Below are 17,926 nucleotides of genomic sequence, written 5' to 3'. Positions count from 1 at the left end.
CTATTATGAAGATTGGACTACTGTTAGCAACTAATATTTATTTTTGTCCTTACGTCAAGATTTATACTGACGTATTAGACAAGAACAATATTCAATACGACATCATATACCCCGACAAGAGAAGACTCAAAGAAGAAGCTGCATACAGATACACACGCAAGATAGACGACAAGGCAAATAAAATTGCCAAGCTATTATACTATTGGGACTATTCTAGGTTTTTGCGTAAGACTATCAAAAAAGAGCAATACGACAAGCTAATTGTCTTTGGTCCTCAAGTAGCAATCTTCTTAAAGTCATTCTTAAAGAAGCATTACAAGAATAAATTCATACTGGATTATCGCGATTTATCTATTGAGCAAAACTTCAAAGGTATATACGGAGAACTTATGGAGTTGGCAGCATTGCACGTTGTTTCATCGCCAGGCTTCATAAAATGCTTACCCAACGTCTGCGATTCCGTGTTAAGTCACAACCTTGATATAAACATATTGAAGCAAGCTATCAATGATAATGATTTGTCATACACCATTAATAACAAGGAAATCAACGTTTTAACAATAGGTGGTATCAGGGATTACGAACAGAATGCCGCTGTTATTGAAGCATTGGGCAACCGAGAAAACTTCTTGGTATCTTTTGTCGGCAGAGGTATAGACGCTCCTCGGTTAGAGGAATTTACAAAGAAAGGAAACTATAAGAATGTAATATTCTCGGGCTATTATGATAAGAAAGACGAATCTTCAATTATCAACAAGAGCACGATGATGAATATTTTCTATCCTCGCAAGTTGTCGCACGATACGGCATTATCAAACCGTTTCTACAATTCCATATTCTTCCGAAAGCCTATGATAACAACCGCCGACACGATACAAGGCGAATATACCAAGAACTACAAATTGGGATTAGCAATCACAGACACAACTAACCTTGCGGAAGAAATAACGACGTACTTAAACACTTTCGACAAAGAGGAGTATGAAGAAAACAGAAAAAAACTTCTTAAAGACTTCTATTCCGACTACGAATTATTTGAAGAAAAGGTTTTAGCTTTTTGTGAATAATAGCGTTTCGATACTTGCAAGCAGCTTTGATATAAGCCGAATCTGTCAATAAATTATAAATATTTTTCACAAGCGTATATCGTATAATTCACTATCTATCAACACATTGCAAAACCTATGTTTTCACATTCCAAAAGCGGCTCTTTTGCATTCCAAGATAATTATAAAAATATATCTGTCTGAAAATAAAGAAGTTACCTTGTTTGTACAACTAAACTGGTAACGATTTGGAAACGAGCGAACTACTTGGCTTCGCTGTTTTCTGCCTAACAAAGAACGCTTGTTATTCTGTTTGCAAAGATAATACTTTGTTACCGAATAGCAAGCGTTTTTGATGAGATATTCTTTATTATGCACTTTTTGTATGCTATGTTTATATTCCCCTTCCACGTTTCTTCTTTCTGTTAGCTTGGTATCTGAGTTTGCGCTGCCATGCAGCTTCGGTTAAGTCATTGCCTTGTGTACTTGGTGTAATTAAATCGCCTAACCCTTCCACCACTTCATCGGCTGCGCTAACGATGGTGTCTGCCACTGCACCAATGGGATTCTGCACTTGTGAGGTATCATTGTCTCGTGAGATAGAGGAGCGGCTTGGAGGTACAAGTTGGTAGCCTGTATCAGATTGTTCTTTCTTTTCTGTAGGCTCTTGTACTGTTAGATGTGGTTTCCTTGATTCTTCCTTGTTGGTTGTTTCAAAGTTCTTCTGCAAGGAATGGTAGCCGAACTCCCTGCCGATTTCGGAAGCCTTGAAGGATTGCCCTGCGTATGAGAACTTCAAGCCATATACCTTGCCCTGCTTGTTCTTCATACGCTTTATGGTAATGCCGTTTTTGTTCAATTCATAAAGGAACATGGAATGCCCCGTGACACCTGTTCCTTTGTACTTGTCAAGCAAGGTGTAGCAAATCTTCTGCACCTGCTGCTTTGTTTGCTCTCTTGTAGGGCTGGCTTTTTCCTTTTGGTGTTTCCTTTCTGCCTTGACCTCTTTTGCAATGGTCAAGCCTTTCTCCCTGCTGATTTCCTCTGCCACCCTTGCAGCCCTATTGCTCACAAAGGTGGTATCATAGACTTCTCCATACAGACTGATACGGTTAGCAATTATGTGAATGTGTCTATTATCGGTGTCCTTGTGCGTTACTGCCACCCATTGGTGGTTGTCAAGTCCCATTTGCTTGGCAAACAAATGTGCTATCCACATATATTCGGACACAGACAGCTTTTTCTCGTCCTGCGGTGCGATGCCAATTTCGATACGGAGAAACTTGTTCCTGCAACGGCTGTTGTAGTTACTGACCACTTTCATTTCCTCATAGATAGTCTTTGGATCTCTGCTGCAAAGATTGTGGAATGCAAGCCGACTACCGAGTTTGCCTTCCCTGAAAATATAGTCCAAAGCTGTGCTTCCGTGCGCTATCGCCTTGCATTTACCTATCATTTCTTGTTAGATTTAAGACCTTATATATTTCATCATCCACCCGAAAATGCGGGTCGTAAAACCGCTTAAATGCCTCTTTGGCACATAGCGAAAGGTTCTTGGTGATATGTAGCCAATCCTCGTCCTTGAGCTTGATGAGATTGGAAATCTGCCCATAGAACCTTCCTGTATGTTGGAGAATGGCAATGGCTTCCCTCTCATTGTCTGTCATCTTGGGAACGGCTGTTACTTCTCCGTTAAGGAGTATTTCCCGACAATAATCGGAGAATTTCCGTCCCGTGCTTTCCGCCCTTGATTTGATACGTTTCTTCTCTTCACTGGTACATCTTACCTTGATGAACTCCGTTTTGTTCATCCGCTGTTCTTCTTTATCCTGTTGCTGCCATCGGGCAGCTTTTCCTTTATATCTGTTCATATAAGTTTCCTTGAAAGTTTATCATTGTAGATGATTTATTACCTTAATTCCTAAATACTGACCGATGAGAACGGAGTGATTACGGTCTTATCTCCCCGATAGTCTGACGAGGGGAGCAAGGGCAGTTTGTGGGTACAAACTGACGTCTTGCAATATCAGCTAACGAAACGTTTACGCACAAGGCGTTTTGCTGCTTGAAAGTGAATGCTGTGCATTCCGTGTTTAACTGTGTTCGTGGTGTTCTCATCATTCAGTATGTTTGACAAATTTCTGTTGCTATGTTCTCTAAAAAAGGGTTGAGAGTTTTGAGTGGAATAATAGCCCCTTTTCCCAAAAGTCCTCGACCCTTTTCCTGTGATTTATAATCTCCTCCATTTATCTATGTCCTCACCGTACTCTTCCAAATGGAGACGCACGATGTTCTCCACGAAACTTGAAAGGTTGCTGCCCCTGTCGCCTAACCTGCGCACGATGAAGTCGGCATGCTCCTGCGTTTCTCGGCTCAGATAGACCGCCTTTCGGTTGCACAGTTTGGTTGGCACAAGATAGGCTTGCTTGTAGGCTTCGAGTGTTTTCTTCCTCATTTTGGAGCTGATGCGTCTTTGAACAGCCATATTCTCAGTATGCCGTGTATGCTCGGATTTCCCAGAAGTGATATCCGCTTCTCCTTGAGTAACACTGTCCTCATTTATTTCTACGTCCGTTGTTATTTCCTCCACAGGAACGGGTTGTGCTTCCGTCTGTGGGATTACCTCATTGTCCATTTTATCATCTTGGCATTCCAAGAACCATGAAAGGTCTTTGTCATTCATCATTGTTTTCTTTTTCATTTCTCTATCTCATTTTATGTTTGACTTGTTTTGATTTATTGCTTTGATTTTGTTCTGTAACCGACATGTGTGCCAGTATCTGCTCTTTATGATTCTGTCGCTCACGGACACGACTGACATGAAAATCGTTGAGATCCTTGAAGTCTTTGTAATGTATGTTCATGTCCTCAACATGGAAGCCTGCCTTTATGAAATCTTGAACAGCCCTCCGCCCAGCATCGTCATTATCAAGGAAGGTACGAATGGAAGATATTCCCTGCGCATTCATATACCGAATTGCTTTGGCGGTATTGCTCACGGAGTTTAGCACAAGGCAGGCACTTGTTACTTCTTCTTTCATTGAAAGAAAAGAAAGAAAATCCATAAATCCCTCGAACACACAAGTTGGCTGTATTTGGTTTATTATCTTGTCGGTGAATATAGGAGTAATGTCCTTCGGAGCTATCGTTCCCTTGAACGTGCCATTGTCCCGAAGTTCATGCCCTCCTGATTGATTGGCAAAGCCGATGGATTGATAGCGCCTGCCCCTTACCTCATAGCTGATACATTTAAGGAAAGGCTTTGCCTTTTCCAAATCAATGCAGCGTACCTTTGTAAGATACTCCTGCAAATGTGGCGGTAGGGTGTCTGATATACTTATCAGTTTCCTTGTCTCGTTTGCAGCCATCGTTGGTTGGAGATTGTTTTGTGAGAAGTCTTTGTGAGAACTATATACTGTATTATCGGGAGCGTTCTGCCCCAAGTGGTGGATGGCTTCCGATAGCGTGCAGCCCTCCAAACGCATACAGAGGTCGATGATACTTCCGCCCCTGCATTCGGCATAGTCTATCCAAAGGTTCTTCTCTGTGTCCACTTTGAAACTCGGATGTGTTTCTGCACGCAGCGGTGAGCGGTACAACGCATAGACTGATGTTCTGCGTACAGGCTTGATGCCTTTACTTTCAAGATACTCCACGATGGGGTATTGCTTGATGCGTGATAAATCTTCTTCTTTCATTGTGATATGTTTTAATTGAATGGATTGAATAATTTGTGTTTGAATGACAATGGTGTATTTGAATGATATTTGAATGGTAGGTGAATGCTTATTGAAAGAAAATCTTTTTTCAGAAGTTTTTCCCCTCCAAACTTTTTCATCTTTCTTCTTACTACATACTATTTTGACATAAGTAGTTGATTTCCAATATTATTTTTTAGTCCCAAGTTATACTACCAACCTACTACATGTGCCTACTACATCTGATAGTTGCAACTGCCTAATAAAGGACAAGGCAATATCTTCCTTACCTTATATACATAGATGGGACTGCCACCCTCTCGCCTCTTGCTCACTTTCTCAAAGCCTGCCCTTTTCAGGGCTTCGCCCATGTGCTTTAAGGACAAGGGATGATGCGTGTAAAGTCCCAAGTAGGTGATTATCTCTGTGGTAGTCATATAGGTACAGTTGGGACTATCCTCCGTAGGTTTCTCAAAACAGCGCAACAGTAGTTCCATTTCTGCCGTCTGTACTTGGAAATCCTCACTCTCCCTGTATAGTTCCGTTATCTCTTCATCGTCAAACCAATAGCGGAAACCTATGCTCAGCAAGGCTTTCGCTTCCGCATAGACATTATCCATAGAAACAGCCTTTGCTCTCTCAATATCTATGGAAAGCACTTCAAAGGGCAGAAACCGTCTGCTGCCTGTGGGGTCGGTAAGGAAATCGTTACCATTTACCGATGCAACGAAACTCGCCAAGTGTGGGTGTTCCTCCACATACTTGTCGTAAGGCATACGGTACTTGACCATCGGACAGGTGATGAGGTTTTTCAGTTCGTTCTCGTCACGCTTGTTGAGGGCTTTGAGCTGGTCGTCAATGTTTACGATGAGGTTTTGCCCTATATAGGTAAGCGTGTCCTTCTCTTGCGGATATATCTTTCCCGTGTAGCTGTAACCATGCAGGGCAGGTGGGCAGAGCAAGTCAAGGAAAGTTGTCTTGAACTTGCCCTGCTCGCCTGTCAGTACAAGACAGGTATGGTTACGGCATTCACGGTCGTCCATGGCGTTGGCGACCACTGCCACGAGCCATTTGGTAAGGTATGGCAGCCACTTGTCAGAGTTGCGCACAACTACGCAACTTGCCAATTCGGGAATGGCTTTCAGTGAAAGGGAAGAAATATCACAATGGTTATTGTGTTCATTATTACCATTACCACTACTGCCATGACTACAACTATCGCTATTGCCACTATAATTACCTCTGCTATTACCAATATCCACCAAGGGCAATCCATTGAAATACTCCTGTATGGGATTGACACGTGGAGAGAAGCTGCTCTCTATAATGGAATAGAGGTTGTCGGAAGATGTGATAATCCCCACATCGTTGTCAAGTTCCCTGCGGAGCGTGTTGCTTTCATAGCGACCCACTTTTGAGAAGTGAGCATCTTCCTTACTTCGGTATTCGGTTCGCCCCAACACCGTGTTGTACCTAAACTCATAATAAGAGGAGAGATAGGTTTCTATCTCACCATTTTTGGAGGAAGTCTTCCTTTGCTTGGGCGTATTATTTTCGTCCACTGAATTGCCTTTATCTGCATTCCTTTTCATTATATGCTTGGTTTGGTTTCCGAGAGTGAAGTTATGAAGAGAACTGGAAAGTTCCAAGCATTCGGAGAGTGCTTGCATAATGTTGCGTTCATTCGCAATAAAGTTCGCACGGATTTTTGAAGAGACAGGAAAAGAAATAACTGATTTAAGCCCGAATTAAATCAAAACAGGGGATAAAATAGCAAGGAAAGATAGAGGTAGAAGTGTACCCTTTTGCACACGTTTGCGGTATTCTGCACCGATATTGCAAACAATAAGAATCAGCACAGAAATAGGGTAGCTTTTGTCCACACCAAGAGTGCTACAAGGTGCCACTTAAAAGAAGTATGATAGAATAGGACATGCACCGCCCTATCTTTGCGCCAAACAGACGGCGAAAGAAGAAAACAGGGAAAGAATGCGCAAACGGCTGCCGATAAAATGCGTTAGTTTTTCCTTGAAGTTCCCGATATTTCCCTGCTGTTCCCTGCTGCTTTGAAGTGTGACAAACTCATCATACCTTTGCAGGCATAAACGTGCAGTGAAACGTAGAACAGACAAAGGTGTTGTCAATACCAATAAGACAGAATTACAAACAAAATAACAATAAAACTATGGGATATTTTATCATTACGGATTCAAATTGGGCAAGGTTGAGAAACGAGATACTCAGTCTTGCCGAGACCTGCCACAAGGCATTCGGAGAACAGAGCAGACACACCGATTGGCTGCACAACGGCGATGTATGCAGGTTGCTTAATATCAGCAAGCGTACATTGCAGCACTATCGGGATACAGGTGTGCTGCCGTTTACGCAAATAGGGCATAAGTGCTATTACAGGCGTGAGGACGTGGAGCGGCTGTTGCAGACTAAATCGGAGAAGACAAAAACAGACAGATTAAAGAATAACAAATAAGACAAGGGTATTATGGAATCAGTAAAGGACTTGAATATGGAAGCGGATGATATGCAGGTGGTGCTGTCCGCACTTGAAGGAATGAACAGACGGATAAAGGAAGTGGCACAGACACACAAACCGCTGTTTGGCGGTGAGCATTTCCTGACAGGCAAGGAAGTATGCGAACGGCTGTATATCAGCCCTCGTACCTTGCAGGACTATCGGGACAGGAAAGTTATCCCCTACACGCAATTCGCAGGGAAAATACTATACAAGGCTTCGGATTTGGAGAAGTTATTAGAAGAAAATTCCATTGCGTAGATGTTATGAAATATTTAAGGGAAAGATACAGCCTTAATTATAGAAATATTTTGTAACATAATGTTTGGGTCAGGAGGTATTTCTCCTTGACCTTTTCTTTTTTTATAGGAATGAAACACAGTGCCATCAAACGCATTAACAAACTTCTTTCTTCGTAATTCTGTTTATATGTGCCTAAAACGCAGTATTTTTCTCAGAAATCATACTAAAAACTTGGAAATGTCACACAAATTCCCTAAATTTACACCGTCTAATTTAGTATAAACCCTTTTAATAAAGAACTTATGAAAAAAGGTATTACTACATTGTTAATTTTATTTGCAACAACAGTTACTGCTTTCTCACAAAGTGTGGAGAGCATTAGTTATTACGAGAAGAATCCAAGCTTAGGTGGCGATGTGAAGATTCTCAAGTGTACAAAATCAATTACAGAGGCTCAGACTTTCACCACCTTTGAAGTCGAAGCTCCAGTTTCGGGGCTTCATTATGCCAACTTCTGGGTGTTAGGGACGAAGAAAGCAGATGGCACACTATCTGTTTACAAAGTAATGGTAAACAACGAGTTGCAAGATGATGTCTTAGCCCCTGTGTCAAACGACTGGCAGGCGATAGGCTTGAAGAAGTCTTCAAAGGTGTTCCTGAGAAAAGGCAAGAACACCATCTCTATTGTTGGGACTGCTCCTGACGTTCCAGAGGTTGAATTTGTCAGACTTTCTAAGGATTTGGGAAATTCTACCATTTCGTCTCAAAATTACAATGACTATAAGGTAGAACTTAAGACCTTATCTCATGAGAATGCACTCAGTAATGCAGAACCGTCTTTGAATTTCTGTGGCAGAGACACATTGGCTATACCTTTGTTTGCAAAAGCAAGAAGTGTTTCCTACGACTCTCCTTTGTATGATTTTGAATACATTAGAAATTGCAAAATAAAGTACTCTTTTTTCAAGACAGTTTCTTTCCAGAGAGGACAGCAAATATTTATAGCGACAAACGGAATTGACAACTATGACCATGTTCTTGAGTTGTTCAGTGCAAACAATCCTGAGCGATACACATGGAATGCACATTCCAACAATCAATGCCTTGCTTCCTTGAATGTCAACATTCCTGAGACGGGACTTTACTACGTCAGAGTACGTTCATGGCTCAATGCCACAAGCGGACTTGCTAATGTCAATATCAACGGAGAAAATTATTACAGCAATGTCCCTTTGTTTAGTTTGGGAATAGTATGTAATCAAGGAACAGATCAAGTATATAACACTTTTGTATGCTCCAAGGGAGGTGATCCGATGGTTTGGATAGAATCTTACGGAAATCCATCTGGAATTATCGCTTACAATGATGATTATCAAGGGAATGGAGACTTTGATTGGGGAAGATGGGCGCGAATTAACAAAAAGTACTCAGTAGCAGGCAATGCCGTTTTGTTGTCGCAGTACAGCTCTTATCAGCCAGAAGTTCTTTGCAATGTTTACATAAAATGTAAAAAAAGCAGCGTAAATAACGTTACATATGCTGGCTCTTTTCCTTACTTGAAGGAAGACGATGCGATTATGTCCGCTCCCGAGTCTCGAACCTATAACTGTATAAGCTGGTCTGGAGGAATAACATCCTATTGGGAATGGCCTCCTTCGACGCATTCTAACTTCTACGACCCTGACCCGTTGAGGGCTTTTGACAAATTCTATGCGTCAAGAGGACTTACAAGGGTTGGTGCAAATGCTGAAAACGGGACAGTTGCTTTATGGGCTATCGTGCGGAATGGAAAAAGAGAATATACACATGCTTCTGTTCGGGATGGGGCTGATGGCAATTTGCATGGATATGACTGGGAAAGTAAGCCTGGTGCTTTGGCACGAACTTTCCATCCTAGAAACGGAGTGAGAGGTAATTCCTATGGGGAAATCGTAGAATATTACCGTAAAGACACTTCGTTGGGAACAAAACCACAGTTAAGTGCCGATGCAAAAGTAGCACAGGTTTCGTTTACCGATTTGGAGCAAGGTCTCATTGAAAGCAGAATTGCCTTGCTGCCTGCTGGAACAGAAAGCAAGTTCAAGAGTTTAGTTGCACTTTGGGATAAGGATATAAACCAATCTCCTTATAGCAGTTTTGAACAATTAGGAGAATATGACAGTTATCGTCAGCTTAAATCTTATTGCGCATCTGTTCCGTCCAGTCAATTCTTGGTATATAAGGAACTGGGAGAAGGCAACATCTTTATGACTAAACTGTTGGAAGATTTGGTACCACAAATTCCAACAATCAAAAAAGAGACAAAATTTGGGGCTAAGCCTGTGCTGACCGCTCCTGTGGTCATTACGGAAAGCGAGCTGGTTTCTCCTTATGCAAACACGATGCTATATGTGAAAGGATTGCTCAGCGGTATGGATTTAACTCCTGTGGTTCAAGAGGATTCAGCCAATCCTACAAAAAATGGCAGCAGCTTTGGTGTAGAGGTCTCAGGGAACACTCTTAGCATAAGCTACACCCTTGAGAATGATTGTCAATTCTCGATGACTATAACAGATGTTTATGGGCATGTTGTTACCTCTTATAAACAGAATAAGTACAAGGGTTCTTATTCATACAAGGCGACATTGCCTCATAGCGGTACATACGTTATAAGTTATAGTGAAAATAACAAGACAAAACAGCAAAAGATAATCGTTGAATAATTCTTTTTCTCCGCATACCAAGTTAACTTGGTATGCGGAGAATACTATAAACATAATCAATGTATAACGTTTTAGACTATCTCGTAACTGGAGGTGCATTTGTAAAAAACATAACAGTACCTACACATAAGACTTTATCATCCTTGATGATTTATTCCACATCACTTTGTCAGTCACGGTGTAAACATTGCTCTATTTGGAAAAAGCCAATAGAGCATTTGTCATTATCGGACATCATTCGGATAATGTCGAGCAAGTGCGTAACAAAACGGACAACCGTCGGTCTGGAGGGGGGGGAATTTATTTTACATCCTGAAGCTGATGCAATACTGAACTGGTTTCACAACAACCATACAAACTACACCCTGCTATCAAATTGCCTTGCACCCTCTAAAGTTATCGAAGCTGTAAAGAAATACAAGCCCAAACATCTGTATATTTCCTTAGATGGGAACAAGGAAACATATAAAACTCTAAGAGGGCGTGACGGATATGACAAGGTCATTCAGGTGGTGGAAAGCTGTAAGGACTTTGTTCCCATATCGTTCATGTTCTGCCTTACTCCATGGAACACGTTTGAGGACATGGACTATGTTATTCAGCTTGCCAAACACTATAACATTGATGTCAGAATAGGCATTTACAATACGATGGATTTCTTTGATACCACCGAGGACCTAATGGAGGTCGGAAATGACTACATAAAAAAGATTCCGCAATCTATCCATAAAACACAGGAAAATTTTGACTTTGTGGCTCTGTACGATGAATGGAAAAAAGGAAATCTGCGCCTAAGATGCCACAGTATATACAATGAACTGGTAATCCATTCCAATGGGAATGTTCCCCTGTGCCAAAATCTGGATGTGATTCTCGGCAATGTTCACAACAATACTCTTGACGAAATCTTCAATTCACAAAGGACTGCTAAGATTCAATGTGAGTATTCCCATGACTGCAACAAATGCTGGATTAACTACCATCGTAAATTTGACATAATACTTCTCCGTGCAGCCGAGAGGTTTTTCCCTAAAAAACTTATCGAAGCGTTTTACGGGAAATATCAGTGGACTGCTGATGAAAAATGCACGTACCGCAAATATTTCAAAGGATTAATATAGCCTAAATGACAGACATTCAGAAAATCATCAGACTTTACAAGCGCAGAAGGGATAATAAATATCTCTCCGACTGTTATGAGAAGAACTATGCTATAATTGGTTTTGGAAACCACACCATCCACAACCTTTTCCCCGTCATCCAATTTCTACAAGTCAACGTGAAGTATGTGTGCTGTTCTTCCACGAAAAAGGCAGAACTGATAGGGAAAAAATTCAAGGGCATAATAGGGACAACATCTATAAAGGATATTCTCAATGACGAGACAGTCGCAGGAGTGTTTGTGTCAGCCACACCTGCGTCACATTTTGAAATTGCATCAGAAGTTATAAAATCGGGGAAATCTCTTTTTATAGAAAAACCTCCCTGTATGTGTTTAAAGGAACTAAACAGCCTTATTGACAAGCAAAGGTTATTTGGATTTAATACCACAGTTGTCGGAATGCAAAAAAGACATTCTCCGCTTGTTTCCAGATTGAGAAAGGAAATAAAAGGCAGGGAATTAAATAGTTACAGCCTACGTTACCAAACGGGATTGTACCCCGAAGGCAATGAGATATACGATTTGTTTATACACCCTATCGACTTGGTCGTTTTTCTTTTTGGAGGGGCTAAGATACTGGCGATGCATAAAGTCAAAAGTACAAAAAAAGGTGGTGTGACCTACCTGCTGATGCTGGAACATGACAATATTATTGGTACTTTGGAATTATCCACACTTTATTCTTGGAAAGATGCTAGTGAAAATGTCAGAGTGAACACGCAGGACGGAACGTATGAAATAGACCAGATGGAGCGACTGTCATTTGTGCCATCAGTATGTACCATAGGTGGAGTACCAATCGAAAAAGTGCTCCCCACCAAATTATCCAACGAGTGTCTTTTATCAAGAAACAACTTCAATCCCATTTTGGCAAACAATCAGATTTACACACAGGGATATTTTAACGAGATAAAGATGTTCGTGGAAATGACGGAAATGAAAAATGGTACAGCAGAAGAATATACGGATTTCATGACGCTGCGTTCCACATACGCTATATTAGAAGAATTAAACAATATAAGATAAAAAGATGAGACATTTATTTACATCGGAGTCCGTTTCAGAAGGACATCCCGATAAGATTTCAGACCAGATTTCAGATGCGTTGCTTGACTATTTCCTTGCTTATGACAGAAATGCTCACTGTGCAATAGAAACATTCGTAACGACGGGGCAGGTGGTCATTATGGGTGAAGTGCGTTCCAGTACATACATCGACCTTCAGAATGTTGCCCGCGAAACAATAAACAAGGCTGGTTACACAAAAGCTGAATATCAGTTTGACGGTGATTCATGCGGTATCCTCACGGCTATTCACGAGCAGAGCGATGATATAAACAGAGGCGTTTCCAATAAAGATACGGACGAACAGGGTGCAGGAGACCAAGGTATGATGTTCGGCTATGCTACCAATGAAACCGAAAATTATATGCCAGTTTCTCTTGATTTGGCACATCTCATTATGAGAACACTCTCCGACATACGCAAGGAGGGCAAGGAAATGACTTATTTACGCCCCGATGCAAAAAGTCAGGTAACAATAGAATACACCGAGAACAAAAAACCTCTGCGCATTGACACAATAGTGGTAAGTACTCAGCATGACGATTTTGACGTGGACGACAAGAAGATGCTGGACAAGATTAAGAACGATGTGATTAACATTCTTATGCCTCGTGTCATTTCCCAATGTGATTCCAAAATACAAAAGCTGTTCAACAGTAACATAAAGTATCTTGTAAATCCAACAGGAAAATTTGTTATAGGAGGTCCGCATGGGGATACGGGGCTTACTGGGCGAAAAATAATTGTGGATACATATGGGGGACGAGGAGCACATGGCGGAGGTGCTTTCTCTGGAAAGGATCCAAGCAAGGTAGATCGCAGTGCTGCTTATATGACACGATATATTGCCAAAAATATGGTAGCAGCAGGGGTTGCGGACGAAATTCTTGTGCAGCTGGCTTATGCCATCGGTGTGGCTGCTCCTGTCAGCGTATCGGTTGATACATATGGACACAATAATGTCGGAATGTCGGACGGAGAAATTGCACAGAAGATTTTTGAAATGTTCGACCTGCGCCCTAAAGCCATTGAAAGGCAGCTTAAACTAAACCAGCCGATGTACACGGAAACGGCAGCCTATGGTCACATGGGACGGAAAAATGAAGTTGTGAACAAAACATTTACAAGCAGGTATCATGGAATAAAAAACATTCAGGTGGAATTGTTTACATGGGAGAAATTAGACATGGTGGATACGATAAAAGATAGTTTCCGCATAAAATAATTAGGGACGATGATAAGGACTAAGGGACTCTCTGTCATGTTGCTTATTTTGGAATTGCTTTTGGGACTCGTGGAATTTCTTTGTCTCTCCGGGTGTGGAAACGACAGGGAAGAATATGAGTACATCTATTACCCTGAAGGCACTTCATGGAAAGAAATAGTGACAGACCCTTTCCGTCCTTTTTTCTATCAGATTTATCTATATACTGTCAGGGAAGACACCATCATTAAGGGAGACGAATACAGGAAAGTTTATGTAAATGGCAAGAAAAATGCCGTTTTCTACCTCCACGAGCAGGGAAAACAAATTTTTTATTACGACAAGTTCATTCCCAAACCCTTACTTGTCTATGATTTTGAATGGAAAATAGGCAAGCCTGTTTCAGCATTTTTGGTTGATGACAGAAGTTTCCATATAATTGATACCATCAGGCAAATCAGCAGAGAAAAGTTGTCGCTTCATCAGGAATACAAATACATAGACACTCCGCTGGGCAGATATGTAAACTCTATAGGATTTGTTGACCAATCTCTCTTTCCGTATTCGATGTCCAAAGCAAGGGAAGGTTTCATTATTAAGACAATATATTTTGAGCGAGGGGAAAATGAGATGTTTAGTAACCATAATTACGACTATTTGTGGCAATAGAATTGTTGCCTTCAAGGAATATGCACGACAGCTAAGAAAAACCTTCTTGTATTTGTCAATCTTATCTACATAGCCATATCCGAAAGTTCACAATCCCCTCTGACCGCATTCCACGGCTAAAAAACATATCCTTTCCGTTCATGGATTGGTAGTATGTAGTCATACCGTAGTTGCACATATAGTCATCTACCAACTACAACGTAATACCTTCTCTTTCACTGTGTTACCTTGTTTTGTAGTAATGTAGTAAGATAACAGTGAAAGAAAAAGGATTGGTACATATTCAGCTATTGACACCCCTGTCATATATGATGATAGGAATGACAGAACTCCTTGGATGCATCAACTCACTGCACACATGCTTTCTGAACAGGTGGGCTTCTACGCTGTCAAGCAAGAAGGAAAGGGCGATAATTGTAGGTAATGGGTAGAGCGGTGCGTAGCCCCTTACCTCCTTATCCGTGACTATTTTCCTTTCGTCTGCGTCCCTTTCTTCTGGATGCAGGACGGATTCTTCGGTTATCGTCCGAAGTCTGCCATTGACTTTTCTCCATGTAACTCCGAAGAACCTTGCAAGCTCGCCCTCGGTCATGGCTACTTCGCCTTTTCCCCTGCGGATAACCTGCATACCATTTCCCCACTCGAAGTAGCTGCGCCCCGTGTCCAGACGGATTGCAGCCTTGGTCTTTATTCCATCTTCCGTATTCATGCCGTTTCCTCCATGCTTTTGTTTCTGCCTGTGTTGGCAATAGCCATTGTACCTATGGTAATAGTTTCCTTTACCGTTACCTTATCATCCTCTTTGTTCTTTTCCTGATGTTTGGCGATGAGTCTGTCCATATCCTCTGATATCTTTTTGTCCGTCACCTGCGCATAAACTTGAGTGCTTGATATGGAGGCATGCCCCATCATCTTGGCTATGCTCTCAATGGGAATACCTGCGCTTAGGCTCATCGTGCCGAATGTATGTCTTGCCATGTGGAAGGAAAGTCTTTGGCAGATACCGCAAGCCTTTCCCACAATACTCAGTTTGGCATCCATGACACTGCGGCTGCAATCACGGTGAAAGACAAGGTGATCCCCTTTTTCTTTCACCAGCAGATATTCTTCACTTCTTTCCTGCTCTTTCTGGCAATGACTGATGATGGCTTCCGCTATGGGATGTAACGGCACGATGAACTCAACCTTGGTCTTCTGACGTTCCTTTCTTATATACATCTGTTCGTCCGCTGTCGTTTGGATATGCTTGTTTTCTAAATTCTCCATGTCTGAGATAGCCAAGCCTGTGAAGCATGAAAAGACAAACATCAGTCTTGCCAGCTCCGCTTCCTTGTCGTTCATCTTCATTGCCATAAGTTTCATCACATCGCTCTTTTGCAGAAAGCGTATCTTCTTTTCCTCTTTCTCATACTTGGTATTCTCAAACGGATTGCAGCGGATAATCCTCTTGCTGACCGCACGGAACATCAGTCGGCTCAGCCAGCAGAGGTTGCTGTTGATGGTGGATGCTTTCAGTCCACGCTTTTTGAGAAAGAAACGGTATTCCTCGAACAAGTCCTCTGTAATTGTTCCGATGGATATGTCTTGTACTCCTTTGTTTTCTACAAATTCACGGAGATTTCTGTCAGAATAAAACAAATTCAGGTAAGTTCCCTCTGCCCTTGATCTGCCAACACTTTCCTTGACTGTTTGGAGTTCCGCCCAGCTCATGGCAAGGAGCGTGGTCGGATTGGTGGCAATACCCTGTAAGCGGTTCTTGATAAGCTCCACACTTACCACTCCATCCTTTACAAGAATGTCCCGATAGGTCTTTTCCACCAAATCCCTGAATTCTTTGATTCTTTGGTTTGTCTTCTTGTTGGTTGTCAAACCCTGCTTGGTGTTCCACTCGACAGGATGGCACTCTTCGCCTGTGGTAATGGCTGTGTTCTTTCCGTCGATGGTGATACGGCAGAGAATGGCGGTATTGCCGTCTGCCTTTGTTTTCTGTCTGTTAATATAGAACAGTATCTTGAATGTACTTCTCATAATGGTCTTGATTGAATTGTTCATGTTTTATTTAACGATAAAACAATGTTGAATGAAAGAAATGGTCAGATAGCCAACTGCATATCTTCAGTGAAAGAAAGGAAACGGTCAAATTCCTCAAAGAGTTTCCGCGGTGTTACCTTTGCATAACGCTCGGTCATGCTCACGTTGGAATGCCCCAGCATCTTGCTTACCGTTTCAATAGGCACACCCTGTTCAAGCGTGATGAGCGTGGCAAATGTGTGCCTTGCCGTATGTGTGGTAAAAGGAAACGAGATGCCAGCACGAAGCCGCAGGGCTTTCAAATAAGATTGGTAAGTGGCATATCCCATGAAAGGGAGCAATGTTTCCCTTTCATCGCTGTGGAGCTTCTCCATCAGCCATATGGCTTCAGGCAGCAGTTTGACACGACAAGGCACACCTGTTTTTTGGCGGTTGAACTTCAGCCAAAGGCTACCCTCGTCATCACGCACAAGATGGGACTTGTCCAGTTCCATCAAATCACAATATGCAGCACCCGTATAACAGGCAAAGAGGAAAATATCCCTTGCCGTTTCCATTTCCTCCTCCAAGTCCTCAAAGTGGAGAGTCTTTAACTTCTCAAATGCCCCTCTGTCAAGTGCTTTGGGGAGTTTCTTGTTACCCTTGCTGATTTTGACTTTGTCGAAAAGCAGGATGTCTGCCAATCCCTCACGGTAAGCCAGCCTGCATACCGTCTTCAAATGGGTGGCGACATTGTAGAATGAGCTTTCCTGAAATCCACACTCCCCTAAGAAGTACTGCTGAAACTCATGGATGAAGTTCTCTGTCAGTTGTGAGAGGGCTAAGTCAGAAACCTTATACTTCTTTTGGATGAACTCCTGCAAGTGGATTCTCGTGGAGTGATAGCTTGCCATTGACTCTTTTCTGATGTCTACACCGACATGACTTTCTTTCTCCTTTATGAGCATATCAAGTCTTTCGATGAGCATGCACCGTGTCTGCACACTTCCTTGAAACTGTTTCTTCACATCGGTTGCGTCAAATGGGCAACCTCTTGCAAGCAAAGACTGATAGGCTGACTGAATGGACAGCAGCAAATTCTCCAACCTGCCATTCACTTCCACCGCCTCACGACTTTTTCCGTCCATTCTGCTCTCACGGGGATTCCACAAGTCAGGATTGCAGGAGAGCTTGCAACTGAACTGTGCGATGGAACGCCCAATGGTTATCCGTCCCATAATCGGAGCCTTGCCCGACTTGTCCAGACCGCTCTTTTTGAGGTAGAGCAACACCTTCATTTTTTCTGTTTTCATACGCTTTGATGTTTTGTGGCAAAATTACCAATTTCAAAGCGTTTCTCTCTTATGCAGAAAACTGCCGACCGCAGCAACAGCCACACGAGTAAAAATAATTCAGTTACCGAATATTACTCCATCGTTACCTATGGCAAAATCGGGTAACGCTCTGGTAACTGAACTTCTGCCTAAATCTGCATATTATAACTCTTTTTGAAAAGAGCACTTCTATGCAAATTATTTCGTTTCCTGCTCATTATCAGTCAGTTTACACCAACTTCGATATTTCTTCATTTTCGTTG

16 protein-coding genes are annotated in these 17,926 nt (G+C 42.0%); 8 read left to right on the top strand and 8 right to left on the bottom strand.

The genetic code is table 11. The features are described 5' to 3' along the window. The first annotated feature begins 5 nt into the window (after window positions 1-5). Window positions 6-1,067, top strand: a complete 1,062-nt coding sequence (locus tag ADJ77_RS10480; protein WP_025078132.1) for a glycosyltransferase family protein — start codon at window positions 6-8, stop codon at window positions 1,065-1,067. Between the two features lie 373 nt (window positions 1,068-1,440). Here ADJ77_RS10480 and ADJ77_RS10475 read toward each other — a convergent pair whose 3' ends face one another. The 5 genes from ADJ77_RS10475 to ADJ77_RS10455 form a co-directional block, all read right to left on the bottom strand. After that, window positions 1,441-2,502 (bottom strand): relaxase/mobilization nuclease domain-containing protein, encoded by a 1,062-nt coding sequence (locus tag ADJ77_RS10475; RefSeq protein ID WP_009752276.1) that lies wholly within the window; start codon window positions 2,500-2,502, stop codon window positions 1,441-1,443. Further along, window positions 2,492-2,917 (bottom strand): plasmid mobilization protein, encoded by a 426-nt coding sequence (locus tag ADJ77_RS10470; protein WP_009752275.1) that lies wholly within the window; start codon window positions 2,915-2,917, stop codon window positions 2,492-2,494. The genes ADJ77_RS10475 and ADJ77_RS10470 overlap by 11 nt, the downstream gene beginning before the upstream one ends. A 359-nt stretch (window positions 2,918-3,276) precedes the next feature. Further along, window positions 3,277-3,747 carry a DUF3408 domain-containing protein gene (locus tag ADJ77_RS10465; protein ID WP_004344884.1) on the bottom strand — a complete coding sequence of 157 codons (471 nt, stop codon included), beginning with the start codon at window positions 3,745-3,747 and terminating at the stop codon, window positions 3,277-3,279. A 4-nt stretch (window positions 3,748-3,751) separates the two neighbouring features. Further along, the gene (locus tag ADJ77_RS10460) at window positions 3,752-4,744 is read right to left on the bottom strand and encodes a toprim domain-containing protein (protein ID WP_025078133.1); all 993 of its coding nucleotides are present in this window, start codon (window positions 4,742-4,744) and stop codon (window positions 3,752-3,754) included. Window positions 4,745-4,980: 236 nt separating this feature from the next. Next, on the bottom strand, window positions 4,981-6,414 hold the full coding sequence (locus ADJ77_RS10455; protein WP_004344881.1) for a VapE domain-containing protein: 1,434 nt from the start codon (window positions 6,412-6,414) through the stop codon (window positions 4,981-4,983). A 515-nt stretch (window positions 6,415-6,929) separates the two neighbouring features. On the opposite strand from ADJ77_RS10455, the gene ADJ77_RS10450 reads away from it, so the two are divergent. From ADJ77_RS10450 to ADJ77_RS10420, 7 genes are all read left to right on the top strand, one after another. Further along, the gene (locus tag ADJ77_RS10450; RefSeq protein WP_009752272.1) at window positions 6,930-7,232 is read left to right on the top strand and encodes a helix-turn-helix domain-containing protein; all 303 of its coding nucleotides are present in this window, start codon (window positions 6,930-6,932) and stop codon (window positions 7,230-7,232) included. Between the two features lie 12 nt (window positions 7,233-7,244). Then, window positions 7,245-7,535, top strand: coding sequence for a helix-turn-helix domain-containing protein (locus ADJ77_RS10445; RefSeq protein WP_004344878.1), 291 nt, complete (start codon window positions 7,245-7,247; stop codon window positions 7,533-7,535). Window positions 7,536-7,819: 284 nt separating this feature from the next. After that, window positions 7,820-10,219, top strand: coding sequence for a T9SS type A sorting domain-containing protein (locus ADJ77_RS10440; protein ID WP_025078134.1), 2,400 nt, complete (start codon window positions 7,820-7,822; stop codon window positions 10,217-10,219). Window positions 10,220-10,278: 59 nt separating this feature from the next. After that, window positions 10,279-11,340: a radical SAM protein gene (locus tag ADJ77_RS10435; RefSeq protein ID WP_025078135.1), complete on the top strand. Its 1,062-nt coding sequence runs from the start codon at window positions 10,279-10,281 to the stop codon at window positions 11,338-11,340. A 5-nt stretch (window positions 11,341-11,345) separates the two neighbouring features. After that, the gene (locus ADJ77_RS10430; protein ID WP_004344873.1) at window positions 11,346-12,407 is read left to right on the top strand and encodes a Gfo/Idh/MocA family protein; all 1,062 of its coding nucleotides are present in this window, start codon (window positions 11,346-11,348) and stop codon (window positions 12,405-12,407) included. 4 nt (window positions 12,408-12,411) lie between these two features. After that, window positions 12,412-13,671: a methionine adenosyltransferase gene (metK, locus tag ADJ77_RS10425; protein WP_025078136.1), complete on the top strand. Its 1,260-nt coding sequence runs from the start codon at window positions 12,412-12,414 to the stop codon at window positions 13,669-13,671. Window positions 13,672-13,680: 9 nt separating this feature from the next. Next, window positions 13,681-14,319, top strand: a complete 639-nt coding sequence (locus ADJ77_RS10420) for a hypothetical protein (protein WP_025078137.1) — start codon at window positions 13,681-13,683, stop codon at window positions 14,317-14,319. Window positions 14,320-14,602: 283 nt separating this feature from the next. Here ADJ77_RS10420 and ADJ77_RS10415 read toward each other — a convergent pair whose 3' ends face one another. The 3 genes from ADJ77_RS10415 to ADJ77_RS10405 all read right to left on the bottom strand — a co-directional run bounded on the left by ADJ77_RS10415 (window position 14,603) and on the right by ADJ77_RS10405 (window position 17,642). Then, on the bottom strand, window positions 14,603-15,028 hold the full coding sequence (locus ADJ77_RS10415; RefSeq protein ID WP_004344869.1) for a hypothetical protein: 426 nt from the start codon (window positions 15,026-15,028) through the stop codon (window positions 14,603-14,605). Beyond that, window positions 15,025-16,347 carry a site-specific integrase gene (locus ADJ77_RS10410; RefSeq protein ID WP_176729573.1) on the bottom strand — a complete coding sequence of 441 codons (1,323 nt, stop codon included), beginning with the start codon at window positions 16,345-16,347 and terminating at the stop codon, window positions 15,025-15,027. Before ADJ77_RS10410 ends, ADJ77_RS10415 begins: the two co-directional genes overlap by 4 nt. Before the next feature lie 65 nt (window positions 16,348-16,412). Then, window positions 16,413-17,642: a site-specific integrase gene (locus tag ADJ77_RS10405; RefSeq protein WP_025078138.1), complete on the bottom strand. Its 1,230-nt coding sequence runs from the start codon at window positions 17,640-17,642 to the stop codon at window positions 16,413-16,415. Between the last annotated feature and the right edge of the window lie 284 nt (window positions 17,643-17,926).

This window comes from Prevotella fusca JCM 17724 (assembly GCF_001262015.1).
In the GTDB taxonomy this organism is placed as follows: domain Bacteria; phylum Bacteroidota; class Bacteroidia; order Bacteroidales; family Bacteroidaceae; genus Prevotella; species Prevotella fusca.
This window is presented reverse-complemented; position numbering and strand designations above follow the sequence as displayed.

Bases quoted from the DNA above. Each gene is read 5' to 3' on its own strand.
- ADJ77_RS10460 (WP_025078133.1), bottom strand. From the start codon at position 4,744: ATGAAAGAAGAAGATTTATCACGCATCAAGCAATACCCCATCGTGGAG.
- ADJ77_RS10445 (WP_004344878.1), top strand. From the start codon at position 7,245: ATGGAATCAGTAAAGGACTTGAATATGGAAGCGGATGATATGCAGGTG.
- ADJ77_RS10415 (WP_004344869.1), bottom strand. From the start codon at position 15,028: ATGAATACGGAAGATGGAATAAAGACCAAGGCTGCAATCCGTCTGGAC.
- ADJ77_RS10450 (WP_009752272.1), top strand. From the start codon at position 6,930: ATGGGATATTTTATCATTACGGATTCAAATTGGGCAAGGTTGAGAAAC.
- ADJ77_RS10480 (WP_025078132.1), top strand. From the start codon at position 6: ATGAAGATTGGACTACTGTTAGCAACTAATATTTATTTTTGTCCTTAC.
- ADJ77_RS10435 (WP_025078135.1), top strand. From the start codon at position 10,279: ATGTATAACGTTTTAGACTATCTCGTAACTGGAGGTGCATTTGTAAAA.
- metK (WP_025078136.1), top strand. From the start codon at position 12,412: ATGAGACATTTATTTACATCGGAGTCCGTTTCAGAAGGACATCCCGAT.
- ADJ77_RS10475 (WP_009752276.1), bottom strand. From the start codon at position 2,502: ATGATAGGTAAATGCAAGGCGATAGCGCACGGAAGCACAGCTTTGGAC.
- ADJ77_RS10465 (WP_004344884.1), bottom strand. From the start codon at position 3,747: ATGAAAAAGAAAACAATGATGAATGACAAAGACCTTTCATGGTTCTTG.
- ADJ77_RS10410 (WP_176729573.1), bottom strand. From the start codon at position 16,347: ATGAGAAGTACATTCAAGATACTGTTCTATATTAACAGACAGAAAACA.
- ADJ77_RS10470 (WP_009752275.1), bottom strand. From the start codon at position 2,917: ATGAACAGATATAAAGGAAAAGCTGCCCGATGGCAGCAACAGGATAAA.
- ADJ77_RS10405 (WP_025078138.1), bottom strand. From the start codon at position 17,642: ATGAAAACAGAAAAAATGAAGGTGTTGCTCTACCTCAAAAAGAGCGGT.
- ADJ77_RS10430 (WP_004344873.1), top strand. From the start codon at position 11,346: ATGACAGACATTCAGAAAATCATCAGACTTTACAAGCGCAGAAGGGAT.
- ADJ77_RS10440 (WP_025078134.1), top strand. From the start codon at position 7,820: ATGAAAAAAGGTATTACTACATTGTTAATTTTATTTGCAACAACAGTT.
- ADJ77_RS10420 (WP_025078137.1), top strand. From the start codon at position 13,681: ATGATAAGGACTAAGGGACTCTCTGTCATGTTGCTTATTTTGGAATTG.
- ADJ77_RS10455 (WP_004344881.1), bottom strand. From the start codon at position 6,414: ATGCAAGCACTCTCCGAATGCTTGGAACTTTCCAGTTCTCTTCATAAC.